The 21,889-nt window shown below is 40.9% G+C and carries 12 protein-coding genes, 1 tRNA gene and 1 pseudogene; 8 read left to right on the plus strand and 6 right to left on the minus strand.

The genetic code is table 11. The annotated features are described in order from the left end of the window. Positions 1–100: 100 nt before the first annotated feature. The 3 genes from HXT29_RS05655 to HXT29_RS05665 all read left to right on the plus strand — a co-directional run bounded on the left by HXT29_RS05655 (position 101) and on the right by HXT29_RS05665 (position 2,764). Positions 101–1,579 carry an FAD-dependent oxidoreductase gene (locus HXT29_RS05655; protein ID WP_116442538.1) on the plus strand — a complete coding sequence of 493 codons (1,479 nt, stop codon included), beginning with the start codon at positions 101–103 and terminating at the stop codon, positions 1,577–1,579. Positions 1,580–1,684: 105 nt separating this feature from the next. Beyond that, a complete protein-coding gene (locus tag HXT29_RS05660) occupies positions 1,685–2,560 on the plus strand; it encodes a M48 family metalloprotease (RefSeq protein ID WP_422118341.1) in 876 nt (291 codons plus the stop codon). A gap of 130 nt (positions 2,561–2,690) precedes the next feature. Continuing rightward, a tRNA-Gly gene (locus HXT29_RS05665) sits at positions 2,691–2,764 on the plus strand. A 66-nt stretch (positions 2,765–2,830) separates the two neighbouring features. On the opposite strand, the pseudogene HXT29_RS05670 reads toward HXT29_RS05665, so the two are convergent. Together HXT29_RS05670 and HXT29_RS05675 are read right to left on the minus strand one after the other, a co-directional pair. Continuing rightward, positions 2,831–5,829: pseudogene (locus HXT29_RS05670) on the minus strand (Rib/alpha-like domain-containing protein). A gap of 345 nt (positions 5,830–6,174) precedes the next feature. Further along, positions 6,175–7,353, minus strand: a complete 1,179-nt coding sequence (locus HXT29_RS05675; RefSeq protein ID WP_004119768.1) for a lipase family protein — start codon at positions 7,351–7,353, stop codon at positions 6,175–6,177. Positions 7,354–7,705: 352 nt separating this feature from the next. On the opposite strand from HXT29_RS05675, the gene ahpC reads away from it, so the two are divergent. From ahpC to HXT29_RS05690, 3 genes are all read left to right on the plus strand, one after another. Beyond that, entirely contained in the window at positions 7,706–8,269 is a 564-nt protein-coding gene (gene ahpC / locus HXT29_RS05680) for an alkyl hydroperoxide reductase subunit C (RefSeq protein WP_032842454.1), read from the plus strand. Positions 8,270–8,395: 126 nt separating this feature from the next. After that, complete coding sequence (ahpF, locus tag HXT29_RS05685) at positions 8,396–10,069, plus strand: alkyl hydroperoxide reductase subunit F (RefSeq protein ID WP_004106153.1); 1,674 nt, start codon at positions 8,396–8,398, stop codon at positions 10,067–10,069. 41 nt (positions 10,070–10,110) lie between these two features. Next, entirely contained in the window at positions 10,111–11,013 is a 903-nt protein-coding gene (locus HXT29_RS05690; protein WP_004106155.1) for a LysR substrate-binding domain-containing protein, read from the plus strand. Between the two features lie 149 nt (positions 11,014–11,162). On the opposite strand, the gene trpB is transcribed toward HXT29_RS05690, so the two are convergent. From trpB to HXT29_RS05705, 3 genes are all read right to left on the minus strand, one after another. After that, complete coding sequence (trpB, locus tag HXT29_RS05695) at positions 11,163–12,356, minus strand: tryptophan synthase subunit beta (protein ID WP_004106157.1); 1,194 nt, start codon at positions 12,354–12,356, stop codon at positions 11,163–11,165. Positions 12,357–12,927: 571 nt separating this feature from the next. Next, entirely contained in the window at positions 12,928–13,509 is a 582-nt protein-coding gene (gene dcd / locus HXT29_RS05700) for a dCTP deaminase (RefSeq protein WP_004119774.1), read from the minus strand. A 299-nt stretch (positions 13,510–13,808) separates the two neighbouring features. Then, complete coding sequence (locus tag HXT29_RS05705; RefSeq protein ID WP_422118342.1) at positions 13,809–16,799, minus strand: cation-translocating P-type ATPase; 2,991 nt, start codon at positions 16,797–16,799, stop codon at positions 13,809–13,811. Positions 16,800–17,027: 228 nt separating this feature from the next. Between HXT29_RS05705 and rlmB the strand changes: the two genes are divergently transcribed. Together rlmB and HXT29_RS05715 are read left to right on the plus strand one after the other, a co-directional pair. Beyond that, a complete protein-coding gene (gene rlmB, locus HXT29_RS05710; protein ID WP_004106172.1) occupies positions 17,028–18,026 on the plus strand; it encodes a 23S rRNA (guanosine(2251)-2'-O)-methyltransferase RlmB in 999 nt (332 codons plus the stop codon). Beyond that, a complete protein-coding gene (locus HXT29_RS05715; RefSeq protein ID WP_116442536.1) occupies positions 18,023–19,786 on the plus strand; it encodes an ABC transporter ATP-binding protein in 1,764 nt (587 codons plus the stop codon). The genes rlmB and HXT29_RS05715 overlap by 4 nt, the downstream gene beginning before the upstream one ends. Positions 19,787–19,925: 139 nt before the next feature. On the opposite strand, the gene HXT29_RS05720 is transcribed toward HXT29_RS05715, so the two are convergent. After that, a complete protein-coding gene (locus HXT29_RS05720; RefSeq protein ID WP_422118343.1) occupies positions 19,926–21,719 on the minus strand; it encodes a S1C family serine protease in 1,794 nt (597 codons plus the stop codon). Positions 21,720–21,889: the final 170 nt, after the last annotated feature.

Raw genomic sequence — 21,889 nt, forward strand, 5'->3', positions numbered from 1 at the left:
GCTGCTGAGTGGATTGAGGCAACCTATGCTTGTAGGCCGCGCTAAATAGCGCGAAAACGGCGAAAAGTGCCGTATAATACAGCTCAATATGGGGATAATAATGGAAAAAAATAATTTAAACGAAAATGTTTCACAAGAAACATCTCAACTGCGTATTGCTGTAATAGGAGCAGGCCCTGCAGGAGTGTATTCTTCCGATATCTTCTTACGTCAGATTGCAAAGCGTGGAGAAGAATTGGGATTAGGCTCTAGCGCTCGCATTGATCTTTTTGAAAAATTGCCAGTGCCTTTTGGATTAGTGCGTTACGGAGTAGCTCCTGACCATCCAAGTATTAAATTTATTGCCGATGCTCTTGAAAAAACTCTTGATAATCCAAATATTCATCTTTATGCAAATGTTGAATTTGGTAAGGATATTGCATTAGAAGATTTATTGGAACGCTACGATGCTGTGCTATTTGCAACCGGCGCTGTGAAAGATAGGCCTCTTCGAGGAGTTCCAGGCGCCGATTTAGACGGAGTGTACGGAGCTGCAAAATTCGTAGAATGGTACGACGGATACCCAACTAGCAATCGAGAATGGCCGCTTGAAGCAAAAGAAGTAGCTGTTATTGGCGGCGGAAATGTGGCAATGGATGTTGCTCGTGAGCTTTTACGAGATCCTGATTATTTGCGCGCGCATACGGATATTCCAGACGACGTGTATGAGGGATTGCAAAAAAATAAAACCCAAACCTTGCATTTATTTATTCGTCGTGGAGTTGCCCAAGCAAAATTCTCTGTTCAAGAATTGCGCGAAATGGAAAAGTTATCCGGAGTGCAAATTGTTATTAATGAGGATGATTTTGAACTTGACGATGAGACTATTGAAGTAGCCGGTAACGATAAGCTCACGCGTCAAATGGTTGAGGAACTTTTTGCGATTCGAGACATGGCAGAAGATATGGAAGATGGCGGAAACGTTGATTTTGAGGGGAATCCAGCCGACAAACGCTATATTATCCACTTCAACTGTGCGCCGGTAGAAATTCTTGGTGAAGATGGGCGTGTGAAAGCAATACGAGTTGAGCGAACTGTAACAAGCGCGGATGGCACAATGACTCGCACAGGTGAATTTGAAGATTACGCTGTGCAAGCTGTTTACCATGCCATTGGCTACCATCCTGCAGAAGTTACAGGAATTGCTTACGATGAAAAGCGTACTTTGCTTGCAAATATTGATGGACGCTTAGTGACGTCTGTAGAAAATGGCGAAGTCCGTGAGCGATTGTATGCAACTGGCTGGGCTAAGCGTGGGCCGGTAGGATTAATCGGCTCTACAAAATCCGATGCTCTTTTGATTGTTAATAATATGCTTGAAGATTTATCTAAAGCTGGCAATGCTGGGCGAATCGCACCTGATCGCGATGAAAATTCTATAGATAAATTATTGGCAGAAAAAGGCATTAAACCAATTGATTACGCCGGTTGGAAGCGAGTTGACTCTTATGAGCGTGAGCTTGGAGCCAATGAGCAGAGAACTCGAAAGAAAGTTGTTTCAGCGTCTGAACTTGTAAATATTGCTTTAGGTAGCAAATAATGCCCTAAATAAACTGAAAATATTGCTTAGTATTTAAGTTTGTAGTTAGTAAATACGCAGTATATATTCAGAAAAATTTAAGTTCGCATTATTAGGATAGTTCGTATGTTGAAAGGCTTGAGAATACACTATGGCAGCTTAAAAGCCGCACTATTTTTTGTTGTTGTGTGGCTTTTTCTTGCCTTATGTTGGGTTCTTGCTGGCTCGCATCTGTCATCACTAATATGGTTCATTATTCCTGGTATTGCATTTAGTGTTTTTGCTTATTGGTGCTCAAGTAAGCTTGCGATTATTGCTATGCGTGCTACAGAGGTTAGTGAAGAAGAGCCTGTGCTCTACGCAATGGTTAGAGATTTATCTGCTCGAATTGGTAAACCTATGCCGCGAGTAATGGTTTCTCCCTACGAAAGTCCTAATGCTTTTGCAACCGGTAGAAGTGAGCGTCATGCAAGCATATGTTGTACTCGTGGTTTGATTAATATCCTTAACGAGCGCGAGTTACGTAGTGTTATTGGTCATGAATTAACTCATATTTATAATCATGATATTCTCGCTTCTTCGCTGGCTACTGCTACAGCAACAGTATTAACGTACGTTGGTTCTTGGCTTGTTTATGTTGGTGATACATATCGTCGTGATATTCGCAAGTATTGCAAATTTATTGGTAAGTTTTTAAATATTTTATTCGCTCCTATTGCTTCTGTTATTATCAATGCAATTATTCCTGGTTCGCGTGAATTTGACGCAGATAAGGGAAGTAGTGAAATTACTGGAGATTTTGCTGCGCTTGCTTCCGCACTTAATAAAATTACCTACGGCATGCAGCTTCACGAGATGAAATCTACTGCTGGATTGCAGGCTGTTGCTTCTTTGATGATTATTTGCCCATGGAATAATAACGCTCCTGCGCTTGTGCGTTTGTGTACTGCGCGTCCTACTGTTCAGGATAGGATTGGGCGTCTAATGAGCATTGCTGCATGAATATTTTGTTTGTTGAACTTGCTTGTCTTGTTTATTGAGTTCATAAACTGATTCCTAAATATTGAAGCGGTAAGCTGTGCATGATACCCTTAGATGGTTGTTGAAACTAGTTTGCTTTTAGTTACAGCATGCGGATGTAGTTCATCGGTAGAATGGAAGCTTCCCAAGCTTCAGAGGCGGGTTCGACTCCCGTCATCCGCTCCATTCAGATTGTAAAATTGTTAAGTTGTAGTTTTTGTACATTGGATGTATAAAAACTACAACTTACGCTTAGTTAAACTTTCTTTTTCTTGCAATTGTCACAATTGTGCTAGCAAACAGCATCAATGCAACGCTAAGTACAATTGGAATTATTTGTATTCCAGTACGAGGGAGTGCATTATTGGCTATTGTGGATTGTTTGTGTAAATGAGGGTCTTTCTTTACTAAAGTATTCGTCCACGCAACTTGTTTACCGTTTTCGTCAATAAGGACAATCGTATGATTGCCTTTATATTCTTCTGGAATAACTACGTCGAATACAATTCTGCCATATTCATTAATGTGAACTGTTACATATTTCATTCCATTTGCGCTATAAAGAAGTTTAGGGTTGGAATATATGTAGGCATAAGCTTTTACTGCTTTTTCTAGTTGTAATCTGCGCATGAATTCTGATGTTGCATTTACTGTAACAGTGATATGGTTATTTTTTCCCGCATAAGCAATGTTATTATTCCCGACGGTGAGAGTGTTGCACAACGCTGGAAGTAAATCTGCAATACTCTTTGGTGCTGATGGAATCTGTTGCTGTAATGTGTGTGATTCTGAGTTTGCGTTAAGCTCTATGTGGTTTCCGCGCATAGAATCGTTACTAACTGCAGGAGTTTGTAGAGTTTTGGAAGGATGCGTTGGTCCGGGAAATCCCATGCTTGGAATTTCCTTATGGTCTTGATCGAACTTATTAGTCTGTGGGGTTGTGCTATTTGCAGACTTATCAGGTTCGCCATTGCTAGAGTGCTCACTGTTGCCAGAATGAGATTCTGGTGTTGGTGGAACAGGTTGTGGCTCTGGTTTAGGCGCAGGTTTTGGCGGAACGGGTGTTGGATTCACCGGGTTTGGTTTCGGCTGCAGAGGCACTGCAGGTTGTTGATCAGGCGTCGGAGGTACGGGAGTTGGTGTTGGAGCTGGTGTCGCTGGTGTTAGCTCGGTCCATGGTGTTGATTTCTTTGCAGGAATTAACTCGGCCCACGTAATACTCTTTTTAGCTGGGTTTAGTGGTGTTGCTGGAATGATTTCTACAACGTGAGCTTTAAGAGTTACTTTCTGTTTTGCTTTGTTTGCAAAGGTTATTTCTACGATAAATGTTGTTTCTCCAGTGTTTGTTGTGTTTGGTTGTTTTACAACTTGTACTGTGCTGTTTTCTGGTAAGTTTTTTAAGTATGGTTTGAAGTCGAAATTATCGGGGATTTTATTGTCTTTTTTGACTTCTATTTTCTTGCCAGGTTCAGCAGTAACATTTGGAATCGGAGTAATGGTTTTGCCTGGTATGAGTTTTTAGCTGGGTTTAGTGGTGTTGCTGGAATGATTTCTACAACGTGAGCTTTAAGAGTTACTTTCTGTTTTGCTTTGTTTGCAAAGGTTATTTCTACGATAAATGTTGTTTCTCCAGTGTTTGTTGTGTTTGGTTGTTTTACAACTTGTACTGTGCTGTTTTCTGGTAAGTTTTTTAAGTATGGTTTGAAGTCGAAATTATCGGGGATTTTATTGTCTTTTTTGACTTCTATTTTCTTGCCAGGTTCAGCAGTAACATTTGGAAGTTCCTCGATATTAACCAATCGTTTATGAATAGTTATTGGAACTAGAATAGTTTTTAATTTATTATCAGATAGTACGAGCAGTATTTTACCTTCGTAATTGCCGCATTGAGAAGTGTCAATTTTGTCGTATTCTGTAATGTCTGTAATGGTAGAGCCTTGCGGTATATCGTTAGGATTAAGAAGATGCTTTATTGCTGTGCCTTTTGGCAATGGATCATTTTCCATAATGTCAATATTCGTAATTTTAGGTTCGAAAGATTGTTCGTCAGTTTTAATAACTGGTTCGTTAACTAATCCGTCGAGTGCAGCAATTTTGCGACCGGTTCCTTCAATTTTATTGCGTTCGCCAACTGTGAATCCTTCGAAACTATCCATTCTAGGCTCAAAGTAACTACGAGATCCGTGACCTTCTCCAGATCTTCCTATGCTTATTGCGCCGTTAAGGTTTCCTATTGGTCCTATTACTTTATCATTATCAACCTTGTAATGAACAGCATAACCCTCTTTTGTTAATTGATCGCCAAAATCAGATGTTTCCCAAAGCCATTTGTTGAATATATTACCTTTGATCCTCGGAGCGTTAAAAGTATAGGCCTTTGTAATCCATTGGTAATTTTTTTGTTTAGCGTAAATTAAAGCACGTTGAGATAAATAACCTCCGAGAGAATGCCCTGTTATATATAAATTAGTAGCAAGTTTTTCTCTATTGATTTTATCCATCACATTGTTTACATCTAAAGCTTGGCTCGGGTTTAATCCAATTGCTAGTTTAATGTCATTAGTAAAATCTCCGCCGCTTTCAGTTCCTCGGATTGCAAGAACTTGCACGCCGTTTTGCTCAATAAATGGGTATGCAGGATTTACATTTTCAAAAAGAATAGCATCAAATCCGCTTCCAAAGTGGTATGTTTCTTTGACTTTCCAGAATGGCGCAAGCTCGTTATGCATAAGCTTGTATTCGTTGCGATTTTTGTAAATTTTAGTGAGTGGTCTTGAGTAGTCAAGTACTTCTTTGACGTAACTGTCTTCCCTATACACAAGCTCCATAAAAAGCGCCATATCGCGAGGGCTAATATCCCACCTGCGAGGATTGTTATCGTTTTTGTCATCTAACCCGTCGCCGTCGGTGTCCTTAATAAGTGGATGCGAATTATACCCGTAATATGTGCGTCCGTTTTTTACGTAAGTGTAAAGCTCTTCGCTGTTCTTCAGACCGTCGCCATCGCTATCTTGATCTGGATCTAGCGCGGCTTTATGGTAAAGCAAAGAATCAATCTGATTATTTTCCAAACGAATTCGACCAGTAGAAATGTCGTGAGCAGTTTGTGCAGTCAAAGGAGTGTGAATTGGTGATGTTTCTTCTGCAACTGCGGTTGTTGCTAACGAAGGTACGTAAATCAGAGATGAAACAATCAAACCAAAAGCTAATACAATTCCACTAATTGTGTGAATGGTACTTACTTTTCTCATACTGCTATTCCTTACTTTTTGTACAGACTTCTACTTTATTTTGAAAATATTTTTGCGAGCAGCACAACAGATTTAGCTCAACGTGTTGATTTTATCAGATTTAACAACTTCATAAAATTGTATCTAGTTGAATCAGATAATTTTAATAAGTACCAAAAGTTAATACTTAAGCTTATGCGGTGTAATAGGAAAGAATTTCATTAGATTAATTGATATAGGAAAAGCGCTGAGCTACTTGGGATATTAATGAATCATCGGTAAATCAGCGCTTAGCTTATTGTTAATAAATTACACGAGGTAGCTATCTATTGCTGGTGCTAATTAGCAATCCTTAATTAGCAGTAATTAGAACGTGCGAACATCGTAGAAGTTGTTAAGTTCTTCCATCCAACGTCCAGTGCCAGAAATATCTCCTCTAGTACCTACGGTGAAACCTGGGAAATTGTTCATACGAGCCTCAAGATAGCTTCGAGAGCTATGTCCTTGCGCAGAATTGCCGACGCTTATAGCTCCAGCAAAATTGCCAACAGAACGAATAACCTTGTCGTTGTCTACTTTGTAATGAACAGCGTAACCTTCTCGAGTGAGCTTATTGCCAGTATTGGCGACGGTACGTAACCAACGGTTGAAAATATTTCCCCAAATTTGTGGTGAATTGAATGTGTAAATTTTCTTAATCCAGTTGTAGCCTTTGCCTTTAGCACGAATTAAAGCACGCTGTGCAAGATACCCTCCGAGGGAATGTCCGGTAATATACAAATTGCTAACAGTATTTTCGCGACCATAACGCTCAATCAACTGCTCAACATCTTTAGCTTGATCTGGGTTATGACCTACAGCTATTGCAAAATCATCATCGTAATCATTAAATTGGGAAGTTCCACGAATTGCTAGTACTTGAACAGTGCCTTGTTCTAAGAATGGGTATGGACTTACATTTTCAAACAAAACAGCATCAAATCCTCCCCTCTTGTGGTAGGTTTCTTTAACTTTCCAGAATGGTGCAAGCTCGTTGTGCATAAGGCGGTACTCATTGCGATTTTTGTAAATGTCGTGAAGCGGTTTAGTGTAATCGAGTACCTTATTTATGTAATTATCATCTCGATAAGAAAGTTCAGAGAATAAAGCCATATCGCGAGGACTAATATCCCACCTGCGAGGATTGCTGTCTTGATTATCTGGAATACCATCGCCGTCGGTATCGTTCATCATAGGGTGAGAATTGTACCCATAATAAGTCTTACCGTCTTTAGTGTAAGTGTAAATTTCCTGACTATTAGTTAAGCCGTCACCATCTAAATCAGCTTGCGGATCAAGAGGCTTCTTGTGATATAAAGACATATCCAAAGCCCCAGGTAAATCTAAGCCTATAGTTCCATTTGCGATTTGTTTAGCTGTTTCAGCAGTAAGTGGAGTTTTTGCATAATTATCTGCGGTTGTTGCCATTGCTGGCATTGCGAAAGCAGATAGGCTCAAGAGCATGCATAGGCTAGTTAGGAACCCTGTTACTGCATTGCGTTTCATAGTATCCTCCCATATTTTGTTTAGTTTTGTAGTCAACAAATGTATAGGACGACTGTTTACGATTTGTAGCACCTCTTTGTTAACTACGTGCGTTATATAAATTAATCGAAATTTATTTTGCCGCCACAATTGCTATTCTACACAATTCGTCAATTGTATAGTCTACATAAACAAAAGTCCATACTTCTAAATAAATGTTGTTGCTCCTTTTTGTTTACTAAAATCATTGACGATGTGTATAAGAGCCATAGAAAACATCTATATAACTAGAATTATCAATAGCCATAATCTATTCTTAATAATGAAAATAAAAGCGCAACGAAGGCGCAAATGACCTATTTAGGAGAATGATATGAGTTTAATGAACACACATATTCTTCCATTCAAAGTAAATGGTTATAAGAATGGCGAATTTGTTGAAGTAAACGATACTGATGTTCTTGGCAAATGGGCAATTTTCTTCTTCTATCCAGCTGATTTTTCATTCGTATGCCCAACTGAATTGGAAGATCTTGCAAACCACTATGAGGAATTGCAAAAGCTAGGCGTTGAAGTTTACTCAGTCTCTACGGATACACATTTTGTACACAAAGCATGGCATGACGATTCTGAAGCAATTGCAAAAGTAAAGTACACTATGTTGGGTGATCCTTCTGGAGCTCTTTCGCGTAATTTTGACGCTTGGAATCAAGAATCCGGTTTAGCTCACCGTGCTACGTTCCTCGTAGATCCGCAAGGTATGATTCAGTTCTTTGAGATGACCGCAGACGGAATTGGTCGTAACGCCGACGAGCTCCTTCGTAAAGTTAAAGCAGCACAGTATATTGCAGCGCACCCAGGCGAAGTTTGCCCAGCAAAATGGGAGCAGGGCGAAGAAACCTTGGAACCTTCTATCGATTTAGTCGGCAAAATCTGATTTTTGCAATTAAATATTAAAGAATCTTTTTAAAGAATATTCTCAATGCGTAGGGAGCTACGTTCATAGTTTCCTACGCATTCGCTTATTTTTACTTGTGACTAAAATTACCGAAGGAAGTAAATTATGTCTTTGTTGAATGCGTCATTAACTGCTCAGCTTTCAGAATTACTAAAAAAGATGGTATCTAAAATAGAAATCGTTTCTTACGTTGATAATTCTGAAACATCTCAAAAAGTTAAATCCTTACTAGAAGAAGTATCTCAACAAAGTGACAAAATTAGTATTTCTGAAGTAAATAATAATAAAATTAGCAATGTAAAGCGTAAGCCAAGCTTTGAATTGCGTAGAAAACTAGATAATCCAGTAAATGGAGAATCCACTGTATCGATTAGTTTTGCGGGATTGCCTTTAGGGCACGAATTCAGCTCTTTAGTACTAGCACTTCTACAAGTAAGTGGCTATGCGCCAAAAATTAGTGATGAGCAACGCGATGCAATACTAAAGCTTGGTTCACACAATGTGACAACATACATGTCGGTAACTTGCCTGAATTGCCCAGAAGTTGTGCAATCGCTTAATACCATTTCTATTATTAACCCTAAAGTTCAGCATACTGTAGTTGAAGGTAGCGCTTTCCGCGAAGAAGTAGATAAACTTGGTGTAATGAGCGTGCCAGCAGTTTTTGAAAATGGCAAACTTATTTCCTCCGGACGAGCAGGAATTGACGAACTTGTATCTGTGCTTGCATCACAAGAAAAATCTGTTGAGCAGGATGAGGATGGCAATAATGGTAATAGCGTTTCTTCGGCAAATGTTGCGCTCGCAGAAAAAATGAATTCGCAAAATCCATACGATATTGTTATTGTTGGCGGCGGTCCTGCTGCTTCTGCTGCCGCAATTTACACTGCTCGCAAGGGCTTGCGTACGGCTATGATTATGGATCATCGTGGCGGCCAGGTTGTAGAAACTGAAAGTATTGAAAATCATATTTCACAAACTCATACGACTGGTTCTCAACTAGCAGTAGATTTAACTAAGCATATTTCTCAATACGATATTGACGTATTTACTCCTGATTGGGCAGACTCGCTCGATTTATCTAAGGAACCATATGGGTTACATACTATTCATGCGCGTTCTGGCGGATCTTTGAAAGCGCGTGCAGTGATTATTGCAACTGGCGCGACTTGGCGTACGTTGGGCGTTCCTGGAGAAGATGAGTATAGGAATAGAGGCGTATCATTCTGTCCTCATTGCGACGGTCCACTTTTCAAAGATAAGAATGTTGTCGTTGTTGGCGGTGGAAATTCTGGTGTTGAAGCTGCTATTGATTTAGCAGGAGTTGCAAAACACGTTACTGTGATTGAGTTCATGGATGTGCTTAAAGCGGATCAAGTATTGCTTAATGCTTTGCATAAATTACCTAACACTGAAGTTATTACAAGTGCTGCAGTAAGCAGTATTGAAGGTAGTGGTAGTAAAGTTACTGCAATACGTTACATAGATCGCAATAAAGCAGACAATGATGAAAACGAAGAACATATTGTTGAAACCGATGGGGTTTTTGTGCAAATTGGTTTAGCTCCGAATACTCGTTGGCTTGCAAATAATATTTCTCTTAATAATCGAGGAGAAATTATTACGAATCGCGCTGGATGCACTGATACTCCGGGTGTTTTTGCTGCTGGAGATTGTTCAGACGAACCGTATAAGCAGATCGTTACAGCGTATGGTTCTGGAGCCAATGCTGCGTTATCTGCATTTGACTATCTTATCCGCAACCCGCAAAATAAATAATTTATAAAATTTATTATGCAATAAACAATGGGAGGCGTCTTATGAATATTAGAGCGTTAGAATATCTAATAGCTTTTGCACAAGAAGGAAGCTTTACCAAGGCGGCTGTTCGTATGCGCGTCTCTCAGCCTACTCTTTCAACGCAAATTAAAAAACTTGAAGAGACTTTAGACGTAGAACTTATTGAGCGCACTCCCGGGAAACAAATCTTAACTCCTGCTGGGAGGGAAGTGGTTTATTACGCTAAACGTATTCAGGCAGATATGTCACGTATTCGACAAGCTGCAAGACGTTCAGAAGATCCATGGTCATCTACAGTGGTTTTGGGTGTGTTCCCAACGTTAGGACCATACTTACTTCCAAGAATTATGCCTGCACTCAGGCGTTTAAAACCAAAACTTACTATTCGTTTTATAGAAGAAAAATCAGCGAAACTTATTGATTTGCTAGATAGTGGTCAAGTCGACGCAGTTATATTAAGCGAAAGTTTGAATGCGCCTTCAATAAAAGTGTGTCATGTTTTTGACGAAGATTTTCTTCTTGCGGCTTCTACAAATTCTTTGCTAGGCCACGAGAGTAAACCAATTGAACTTTCAGATTTGTCTACTCAGAAAGTGCTTTTATTAGAAGATGGGCACTGTATGCGTAGGAGCATGCTCGATGTATGCCAAAAAGTAGGTGCGAAACAATCAGAATTTAGGGCAACGTCGTTAGAAACTTTGCGATATATGGTTATAGGTAGCAAAGATGTGACATTATTGCCGCGTCTTGCAACTGTACCTCCAATTGTGCAACCAATTGGTTTGACGTTGCGTGAGTTTAAGAATCCTAAACCTTATCGATCGTTATATTTGAATTGGCGTGCAGCTTCTCCAGTAGACAAAATTATGGAAGAATTGTGCAAAATAATTAGTTCAGCATGTTCTGATTTGCATAAAAAATAAGTAGGATATTCTGTTTAAAAATGAAAATAGGCACTTCTGTTTGCTAAGTTAGCTACAGAAGTGCCGTATTCTTCTTCTCTTACTTTTCTTTTATTCTCACTTTATTTTGAGAGTTACTGCCTCGTTTTATTTGTTGCTAAATTAATGATTTATAATTCAATGCCAAGATAGCGTGCTACTTGATTCACATCCTTATCTCCACGGCCGGAAACTGTTACTAAAACAATGTCATCCTTACTCATCTTTGGAACCATCTTCATAGCTTGTGCTATTGCGTGTGAGCTTTCCAAAGCTGGGATGATTCCTTCGACTCTAGAAAGTGCGCGGAAAGCTTGAACTGCTTCATCATCAGTGATCGCGTAGTATTCTGCGCGACCAGAATCCTTTAAATATGAATGTTCTGGGCCGACTCCAGGATAATCTAATCCTGCAGAAATAGAGTAGGCTGGAAGCTCGTTACCGTCATCATCCATAAGAACATAAGTTTTCATGCCGTCCGTAATACCAATTTTTCCATTCGTCATAGTAGCAGCATTTTGAGGAGTATCAGCACCTTTACCTGCGCCTTCAGCACCAATCAATCGTACAGACGGATCATCAATATATGCTGCAAAAGAACCAATTGCATTAGAACCGCCACCAATGCAAGCAATTACAGCATTCGGTAATCTGCCTTCTTTTTCTAGGATCTGCCTTCTTGACTCTTTGCTAATAACGCTTTGAAAATCGCGAACCATTTGTGGATAAGGGTAAGGTCCCACTGCGGAACCAACGATGTAGAAGGTATCATCCAAGTGCTGTGCATAATCCATAAATGCTGCAGTTACAGCATCTTTTAAAGTTTTTGTGCCCTCTTGAACAGCATGAACTTTTGCACCGAGCAAAGTCATTCTAAAAACGTTAAGTTTTTGGCGTTCGCAATCAAGTGCGCCCATAAAAATTTCGCATTCCATGCCGAATCGTGCTGCTGCAGCAGCAGTGGCAACGCCATGCTGACCGGCTCCGGTTTCAGCGATAATGCGCTTTTTACCCATGCGCTGAGCGAGTAAAATTTGTCCGAGAACATTATTCATTTTGTGAGCGCCGAGATGGTTTAAATCTTCGCGCTTTAAATACACTTTTGCGCCGCCTAAATATTTTGTGAAAGATTCAGCATAGTATAAAGGTGTTTCGCGACCGTCGTAATCTTTTAATAATCCAGCCAATTCATTGCGGAACTCTGGATCGTCTTTGTATTGTAAGTAAGCTGCTGCTACTGCGTCGAGTGCTGGACGAATCATATCTGGTACGTACTGTCCGCCAAATTCACCGTAATACATGTTTTGTTCAACTGCGTTTACCATAATTTTGCCCTTCTTGTGAGTGCCGAGGAAATCGGCATTAGGTTTGTTATTTGTTGTGTTGATTATTTTGTAATTTTGAAGGGCGTGTGCTCAGATAATAAAAAAGCTGGATGGCAGCTTATATGCCATTCAGCTCAAATAATGTTGATGATGAATCCGGCATAGCCCCGTTGATTTGTTTAAAATCAGCAAGCCCACACCGATATGTGAACTCGCTTTTAACTACGCCAGCTGCGCCAGAAACGAGTATTCATGTTCATCAACCTCCAATCTTGTTGCACAAGTTTAGCCGTAGCTGTGACAATGTCAACCTTTTAGTGTTAATTCGGCGTTTCGTGCGGAAAAAATTTAACCCCGGCGTCTATGCGCCGGGGAAATAAAGGAGAGAAGAAAAGAATAATTTTTTAGGTGCTTTGCACCTGTCTTTTTGTCGACAATATTATATAACCACACTATTCTGAGCAGAACAGTAACGCTAACTGATAATTACCTGAGAATTATCTACTTTTCTTCTAAATCTTGCTATTTTAGGAATTAATTTTCTAAAAACGGAATCATTTTTCTAAAAATACTATTCGCTTAAATCAGCACGATAGAAATGTTCATACGAACGTGACGGAGTTGGACCGCGCTGACCTTGATAGTGTGATCCGTTAACAGCTGAACCGTATGGGTTTTCACATGGTGAGCTTAACTGGAAGAAGCACATTTGACCAATCTTCATGCCAGGCCAAAGTTTAACTGGCAAAGTGCTAACGTTTGAAAGCTCCAAAGTAATATGACCTTCGAAACCTGGATCAATGAAGCCAGCTGTGGAATGTGTCAAAATGCCAAGACGACCGAGCGAGCTTTTGCCTTCCAAACGTGCAGCAATAGTAGCGTCAAGTTTTACATACTCCCACGTAGCGCCGAGTGCGAACTCTCCAGGATGAAGAATCCATGGCTCGTCAGGAGCTACCTCGAACTGTTCTGTAAGTTCTCCCTGATTTTCTGCAGGATCAACATACGTGTAAGCATGATTGTTAAATAATCGGAAGAAACGGTCGAGGCGCACGTCAATTGACGCTGGCTGTACCATTTCCGGGGTCCACGGGGTCAAATCAATGTGACCCTCATCATGAGCTTTGAGAATGTCGCGATCAGACAACAGCATGACGTCAAATCTCCTTGCAATAAAGCTTATACATCAGCAACTTCATTGTTCGCACGAAATATTTATTGCTATTTTGCGCGAAAAATACAATACGCACAATTGTAGCGCGTGCCGCGGTCTGTGATTATGATGCAAGCTATTTCCTGAAAACAAATAAATATTCATGAGCAATCAGCAAAAAATTTTATAGAAAATAAAAACACAAAACGCGGCACAGAGACGTAGGTTATGTAAGAAAACTACGTACTGTACCGCGTATTTATAAATCAGCTGATATTTTTTAGCTAATTGCTTGCTTTTTAAGCAACTGCAGTTAAGGATTTAGCCGCTTTACGCTTAGCAAGAAAACGCAAGAAGCACTTTCTAAGTTCGGAAGCAATTAACACAACCATTGAAAGACCGAGGCACTCGAACCATTCCGTTACGCTCAAAGGAACAGTGCCAAATGGCTCGTTCAAGAACGGTATGTAAATTACAGCCAACTGAAGCACAACAGAAACTGCTATAGCGCCCCAAAGCCAACGATTTGCAAATAAGCCTACAAATACGCTTTGTGAGTCTGAACGAGATGCTAACGCATTCAGCATTTGCGCAAACACAAGAATTGTGAAGCCCATTGTGCGAGCGTGAGTAAGCTGAGCAGCGTGATCCATAATTCCAACAGAACGGTCCGTAAAGAATCCGCCTGCCAAATGCATATCCATGCCAATTAACGTAATAGCAGCCATGATTATGCCGATAAATACAATATCTCCCCACATTCGTCGGTCAATAACGCTATCGGTAAGCTTTCGAGGCTTTCGATCCATTACGTCGTCAGTTTGCGGATCAACGCCCATCGCGAGTGCAGGAGCTGCATCCGTAAGCAAGTTAATCCACAAAAGCTGAGTTGCAAGCAAAGGCAAAGTAACTCCAACAGAGTTTGGCTGCGTAATTCCAAGTGCGCCAGCAAAAACTACGCCGCCGAAAACCGTACAAACTTCACCAACGTTAGAGCTGAGCAAGTATCGCAAGAATTTACGAATATTGTCGAAAATTCCGCGACCTTCGCGCACTGCTGCAACAATTGTAGAGAAGTTATCGTCAGCCAAAATCATCTTGGCAGACTCTTTAGTTACTTCTGTACCCGTAATGCCCATTGCTACGCCAATATCGGCAGATTTTACGGCTGGAGCATCGTTCACGCCATCGCCTGTCATCGCAACAATATTTCCTTGACGTTGAAGCGAAGAAACGATAGCTAACTTGTGCTCAGGAGCTACTCGCGCATACACGCTAGTTTTACTGATTGCTTCATCAAAAGCAATGTTGTCGTCGTCGCGTGAGAGCAACTCGTCAAGTTCGTCGCCTGTAAGCGCATGCTCATCTTTTCCAATAATTCCAAGATCTCGAGCAATACGCGTAGCCGTAAGAGGATGATCGCCTGTAATCATAACAGTGCGGATTCCAGCGCGATGAGCTTGAGCTACACTATCTCGAACTTCAATTCGCGGAGGATCAATAATTCCAACCATGCCGTTCCAAATCAAATCAGATTCTAGTACGTCACTTTGTTCTGCGACGTCCGCGATTTGACCTGCAGCGTTAGAAACCATGCCATCAACTTTTGAAAGACTATCGACTCCAAGCGGCCTATAAGCCATTCCAAGCGTGCGGTAGGCTTCTCCGGAAAGACGCTCAACAGTTGCTAAAATATCTTCGCGATCGCCGTCAGTAAGCGGACGCACGGCACCAGCTACTGCAATACGCGTGCAATAAGAAAGCAGCACGTCCGGAGCGCCCTTAGCACAAACAATCAGATTTCCAGAATCCGAACCATCTTTAACGACAACAGACATACGTTTGCGTTCAGAAGTAAAAGGTACTTCCGCAACTCGAGTCAAATGAGCGTAACGTTTGTCTGCCTTTGTTTTACGCGCTGCTACTACTAGCGAAACTTCTGTAGGGTCTCCCACAGGCTGCCAACTTTTAGTAGTTTCGTCATAGTGTAAATCGCCGTCGTTAGCTAAACATCCGGAGCCTAACGCGCCTAATACTTCTGTAGCAAGATTTTGCGGCACTGCTAAGTCAGCATCTACAGAACCAATTAATATCATACGACCTTCAGGCTTGTAACCGCTTCCTGTAAGCTGAACTTCGCCGCTAGGTGTTATTACGCGCTCAACAGTCATCTCGTTTCGAGTTAAAGTACCTGTTTTATCGGAGCAAATAACAGAAGCAGAACCAAGTGTTTCCACGGATGAAAGCTTTTTTACAACAGCATGATGCTTCACCATTCGTTGCACGCCAAGCGCAAGAACTACTGTCAAAATCGCAGCTAAACCTTCTGGAACAGCAGCAACAGCTAGGGAAACAGAAAGCAGCAGAGAATCAATAATATCTTGAATACTGTGGAAGCCTTCAATCAGCCACATGGAAGCAAGAACAACAGCCGCAATAATGCACACCGCAATTCCAAGAACTTTAGAAACGTGTACCATTTCTTTCTCGAGAGGTGTTGCTTCGTCATCTGATTTTGAAAGCATATCCGCGATTTTGCCAACTTGTGTGCGCATGCCTGTAGAGGTGACTACAGCGCGACCGGTTCCTTGCGTAACAGCAGTTCCGTTGAAAACCATATTTGTACGATCGCCTAAAGCTTTTGCAGACGAAAGTGTGTTTGGGCGTTTGCTTACTGCTACAGATTCGCCTGTAAGGCTTGCTTCTGCTACGCGTAAGGAGGCTGCTGCTATAAGTCGACCGTCTGCAGACACGGCATCGCCTTCGCCAAGCACTAAAATATCGCCTGGCACAACTTCTGCAGTATTAATGCGCACCACGCTACCATCGCGCAAAACTGAAGTTTGCGGAGCGCTCATTCTAGCTAAAGCTTCGACTGCTTCTTCTGCTCGCGACTCTTGAATGTAGCCAAGAACTGCGTTTGCAATCAAAATAATGATAATTACGATTGAATCAAACGGCAGAATCTCCCCACCGCTGTTTCCTTTATGTTGTGCGCGCTCAACAAACCACGCGATTGCAGAAATAATAGTTGCTGCAATAAGCAAGTAAACGAGCGGATCTTTAAATTGATCAAGGAATCGTTTCCATGCTGGAATTTTAGGAGCAGCAGCAAGCGCATTCGGACCGAATTGATCAAGTCTTTTTGCAGCTTCCTCAGAGCTTAAACCGCATGAAATATCTACGTTAAGCGATTTAGCTACTTGTTGAACATCACACAATGATGGATCTTTGCTATTAGCTGAAGAGTCAGCTGTCTTATTGGATTGATCAAGAGCGTGATCAACCATATCTTCCCCCTTGGGAGTGCCGCGGAGTAGTCAATAATCGCAATGCTAACGCTATTTTTAGCGCTTCGTATTGTAACTATTGCGCGGTTGTGGAATATTGCAATAGTTTGCAACAATTAAGTACCGTTCTATTATGCCATACAACGCGCCGAGCTTAGAATCAGCAAATTTTGCCGACTCCAGAAAGCCATTAATAGCAATGCCTCGGGGGCATGTGAGAATAGGAGTATGACTACGAAAAAAGGACCGACCAAGGGGTCGGGTGGAAAACATCGCAATGCTTTACGCGGAAAAGGGCCTACTCCGAAGGCTGAAGATCGCGTGTATCACAAAGCTTATTTTGCTAAGAAGGCTGCTATTAAGCGCACGTTTGCGGATCCTCGTTTGGCTGCGCGTCGTCGCGTGGATAAGCTTGGTAGCGATTCAGACGAGTTGGTAATTGGTCGCAATGCTGCTTTAGAGGCTTTAAGAGTTGGAGTTCCAAGCACGCAATTGTATGTAGCTAATCGCATTGAGCACGACGATCGCACGCGCGAGATCGTGAAGTTAGCAGGCATGCAAGGTTTGCGTTTGCTTGAAGCAGATCGCCTTGAGATGGATCGTATTGCACATAGCACGAATCATCAGGGCATTATCTTGAAAGTTCAGCCTTACCAGTATCACTCTTTGCAAGAGTTGGTTGAACGCGCTGAAAAGAAGGCGCGCGCAATGGAAGCTGCTGATTCAGATTCTGCTCGCATTAATGCTCGACCATTGTTTATTGCTTTGGACGGCGTTACAGATCCTCAAAATTTGGGTGCTGTTATTCGTTCTGCAGCGGCTTTTGGTGCTAATGGCGTAATTTTGCCTGAGCGCAGAAGTGCTTCCGTAACTGCTGCCGCTTGGAAGGTTTCTGCCGGTGCTGCAGCTCATCTGCCGGTTGCTCGAGTTGTGAATTTAAATAAGGCAATTCAAAGTTTGCGTGAGCGCGGATGGTATGCAATTGGTCTTGATGGCGGAGGCGATAAGCTTGTTGGAGAAACTGGTTTTGAAACTGACCCGTTAGTTGTTGTGCTCGGTTCCGAAGGCAAGGGTATGAGTCGCCTTACACGAGAAGCGTGCGATGCTATTGCTGGAATCCCAATTTCTAGCGCGGTTGAATCTCTTAACGCTTCTGTTGCAGCAGGCATTAGTTTGTACGCTGTTGCTAATGCTCGTCGTTTGGCTGCGAAAACAGAACAACTATGAGCGAAAATACTACTGTGAATACAAATGCAGTTATTACAGATGCAACTGCAACTACGGATACGACTAAAACTTTAAATATTCCAAATAAACTATGGTTCGTAAAACATGCGCGCGCGATTATTTTTATTGCGTACATGGCTGTTGTTGTAGTAGTGATGTGCTTCCATGAGCCTTGGTTCGATGAAGCTCAAAGTTGGCTTATTGCACGCGATTCTTCGTTTGCTGATTTGTTAACTCTTCGCCCACATTATGAAGGCCATCCACCGCTTTGGACTTTGCTTCTTTCAATCCCTGCAAAAACAGGAGTGCCATACGAGATAGGTCTTAAAGGCGTGCAGCTTTTATGTACTGCGCTTTTGGGTGGCTGGCTTATTTTCCGCGCGCCTTTTAGTAAATTGGCTGTATTTTTGCTTCCATTTACGTATTTTTTGTGCTTCCAATATGGCGTTACCTCGCGTCCATATGCTCTTCTTTGCGCGGCTTTGTTTATGGTTGCACATTATTGGAAACAATCTGATTCTAAACCTTCTGATACTTGGAAACTCGCTTTAAGTCTTGTACTTTTATGTGCAATCAGCGCGTACGGTATTGCTTTATCGGCAGGTTTTGCTTTAGCTTGGATTTGGCGAGCTGCAAAATCTGCAGGAATTAAAAAAGCTTTTGCTGAAATATTCTCTAACATTAACAGATTAGTAAGCTGGATAATTCTTGCTTTAGTTGGAATTGCAAGCATTATTTGCATTTGGCCTGCTGCTAATGCTTTTGCATCACGTGAAACATTCGACGGAAATTCTCCTCTTACGCAATTCTTGTCGTTTATTTTCGTTATGCCATCAGAAAGTATGTTTACCCAATTTGCCGGCGATGTCTCTTTACGCAGACTTACACTAAGCGTACCGTCCGCGATTATTTGCGTTATTATTTCGATTTTAATATGGGCTTTCGCCGTAAGAATTGCTTATCGAAGGGGCATGCTTGTTTCTTTGATACTCCCTTACTTGACTTTTGCAGTAGTTGCTACGCAGTATTTCACTTTGCATCACGCAGGAATCGTTTTTGCATTCTTCGTAGCTCAACTTTGGATGTGCATTGCGCGTAAGTCACTGGAATCTAAAGATATGCCGACGATTATTTTTAGATTATTCAAAGTTGTAAATAAAAATACAAATAAAGCTGAAAATAGCAACAGTAGATCTGCAAGTAAATCTGTTGGAAACAAAGTTATTGCTGGCATTATTACTGTTGTTTTATTGTCCCCAAGCTTGATTTGGAACGCATATTCTTGCGTTAACGATATTCGATTCGACTATTCAGGTTCGCGCGCACTTGCGCAATTTATTAAGCAAAATCATGCTGAAAACATGCGATTCGTAACGTCTTGGCTGCATCAAGACGAAAAAACCGATAAACAAGGTAATGTTATTGTTCCTGAATTTGAAGATATTCATCAATATTCGTGGCAGCTTATTACAGCAAATCCTTATTTCTCAAAGAATCTTATTGATTGCAGTTATAAGAATAGCTCGTTTATTACAAATGAGCAGCCATCTCAAGAACAGGCATCAAATGAAATGGATGCTTGCAGAGCAAAGAAAGAACCTAAATTCTTTGTCACAGAATCAGATAAGCCTTGGTATTATTTTGTGTATTTAAACTACAATATTGACCATTATACTGAGCGTACTATTGCTAAAACAAAATCATCTTGGAAAGCAGGGACCTCAGAAGGAAGAATTATTGTATACGAGCGTAAAAAATAATTAGCGCATTTATATAAATACATTTAAATATATTTAATTACATTATGAAAATGCCCCTGCGTAAGTTAAGTAACTTATTTAGGGGCATTTATTTTTATTACAATGCTTTACTTTTTAATAGTAAAACATGCGGTTTTATTTACCAGAAACCGAATGGATCAAATATTCCACCATCGTCACCATCGTCATCTCCACGTTGTTGTAAATCGTCATCGTCGTCATCGTCCGACTTACTGCCGCGTTTTTTACTAGGCTTCTTTTGGTTTTTCTTTAATTTCTTTTCTTGCTTATTTGTGCCATTAACAGCAGCTTCTTCTTGGTTGAATGTAACTTGCAACTTAAGTGTGTTGCCGTTACGAACTATTGTGAGCGTAGCTTTTTGATTGAACGCTGTTGCTCTTACATACCCGAGGAGTGCGTAATTATTGGATACAGGCTTATCGTCAAAGGCAACAATAGTGTCATTGGCTTTGAGTCCGGCTTTTTCAGCAGGGCTTCCTTGATTGACAGAAACAATTTGAGCTCCTCCGCGAGTAATTCCTTCGGACTCAACTGCTGTGCTTTTAATCATGATTCCCAGTGCTACGTGTTTTACAGAACCGTTTTTAATAATTTCTGTAACTACTCGCTTCACCAAATTTGCTGGAATTGCAAAGCCGATGCCGATTGATCCTGTAGTTTCCCCTTGAGCTGATGTTGCTGCAATAGAAGAATTAATACCTATGACTTTTCCGGCAGTGTTAAAAGTTGGGCCGCCCGAATTTCCTGGATTAATAGCTGCATCAATTTGTACTGCATTAGTTACAATTTCAGAGCGGCTTTGGTCGTCCATAACTGATACTGGACGATTCAAAGCCGAAACAATGCCTGTGGTAGCTGTATCGTCATATCCAAGCGGATTTCCGATTGCCATAACTGGTTCACCAACGGAAAGTAGATTAGAATCTGCAAATTGGACTGTCTTTAAATTATTTGGTGAATTGTCTAATTTAAGTACTGCCAAATCAGTAGTTTTATCTGCTCCGACTAATGTAGCTGAATAAATTTGACCATTAGAAAGGGTTACTTGAATTTCTTTTGCATCAGAAATTACGTGATTGTTTGTTACAACATAACCTTTTGAATCAATGATTACTCCAGAACCCTTCCCCATGCCTTTCTCTAAACGAGTTTGTATAGAAACAACGGCTCCGGAAACATTTTTTGCAACTCCTTGCCAATCTGGAGATTGACCACCTTTAACTACTGCGGTCCCAGGGCCAGAAGAATGAGAGCCGATGTTTGCGAAAGAGCCGCTTTGTGGAATTGAAATAAGACCTTGCGAGACTACAAATAGGACTACAACTACGCAAACTATTGCAGAAATTGCGGAGGATAAAATGGCGACAAAAGCAGTTGACGAAGAGCTTTTTGTTTTTCTTTTGTTACCTTTTTTGTTTGTGTCGTTTGTATTTGCTGCATTTGTGCTAATAATGCTTGTTTTTGCTATATTTTCATTTTCTTCGTTACTTGCATTATTGTTAAAATTCTGCTGCGCTGGTGTTTGATTGCCAACTTCATTATTTGGGTAAGAATTATTGTCTGTGCCGTAATTATACGGATTTCCGAAGCCGTTAAAATTATTATTTCCGTAGTAATTTTGTGATCCAATGTATTGCGTAGGAGCATTGTTGATATTTGTATTATCCGCATCGTTATTTTGGTTTACGGCGTAATTGTTAGCTGGATACTGTGTAGTGTTTGTACCAACTTCATTTTCGTTATTTGTTGGGCCGTAAGCTCCGAATTCAGGAGCTGGGCTATATGTTTGTGCTGGTTGCGTTGTTTGCGTTGGTTGTACTGGTTGCGTCGGCTGTTCCTGCTGCTCGTAATATCCATTATTTGCAGTTTCATTGGATTCCTGCTGATTTGCACCATACATATCGTCAGCCATTCATCCTCCTTACAAAAGACTCTTAACACACCATAATAAACCATGCCATTATCTATGTAAGAGATAGTATGTTTTTTTATAATTTTTTAAATAATTTGCCTTGTAAATTTCATAAATTTTGCAAATTAATTTGGATATTGCCACATAAAAATATAAATTGTGCGTGTTTT

It is taken from the genome of Gardnerella sp. DNF00550, from assembly GCF_049262685.1.
In the GTDB taxonomy this organism is placed as follows: Bacteria; Actinomycetota; Actinomycetes; order Actinomycetales; family Bifidobacteriaceae; genus Bifidobacterium; species Bifidobacterium leopoldii.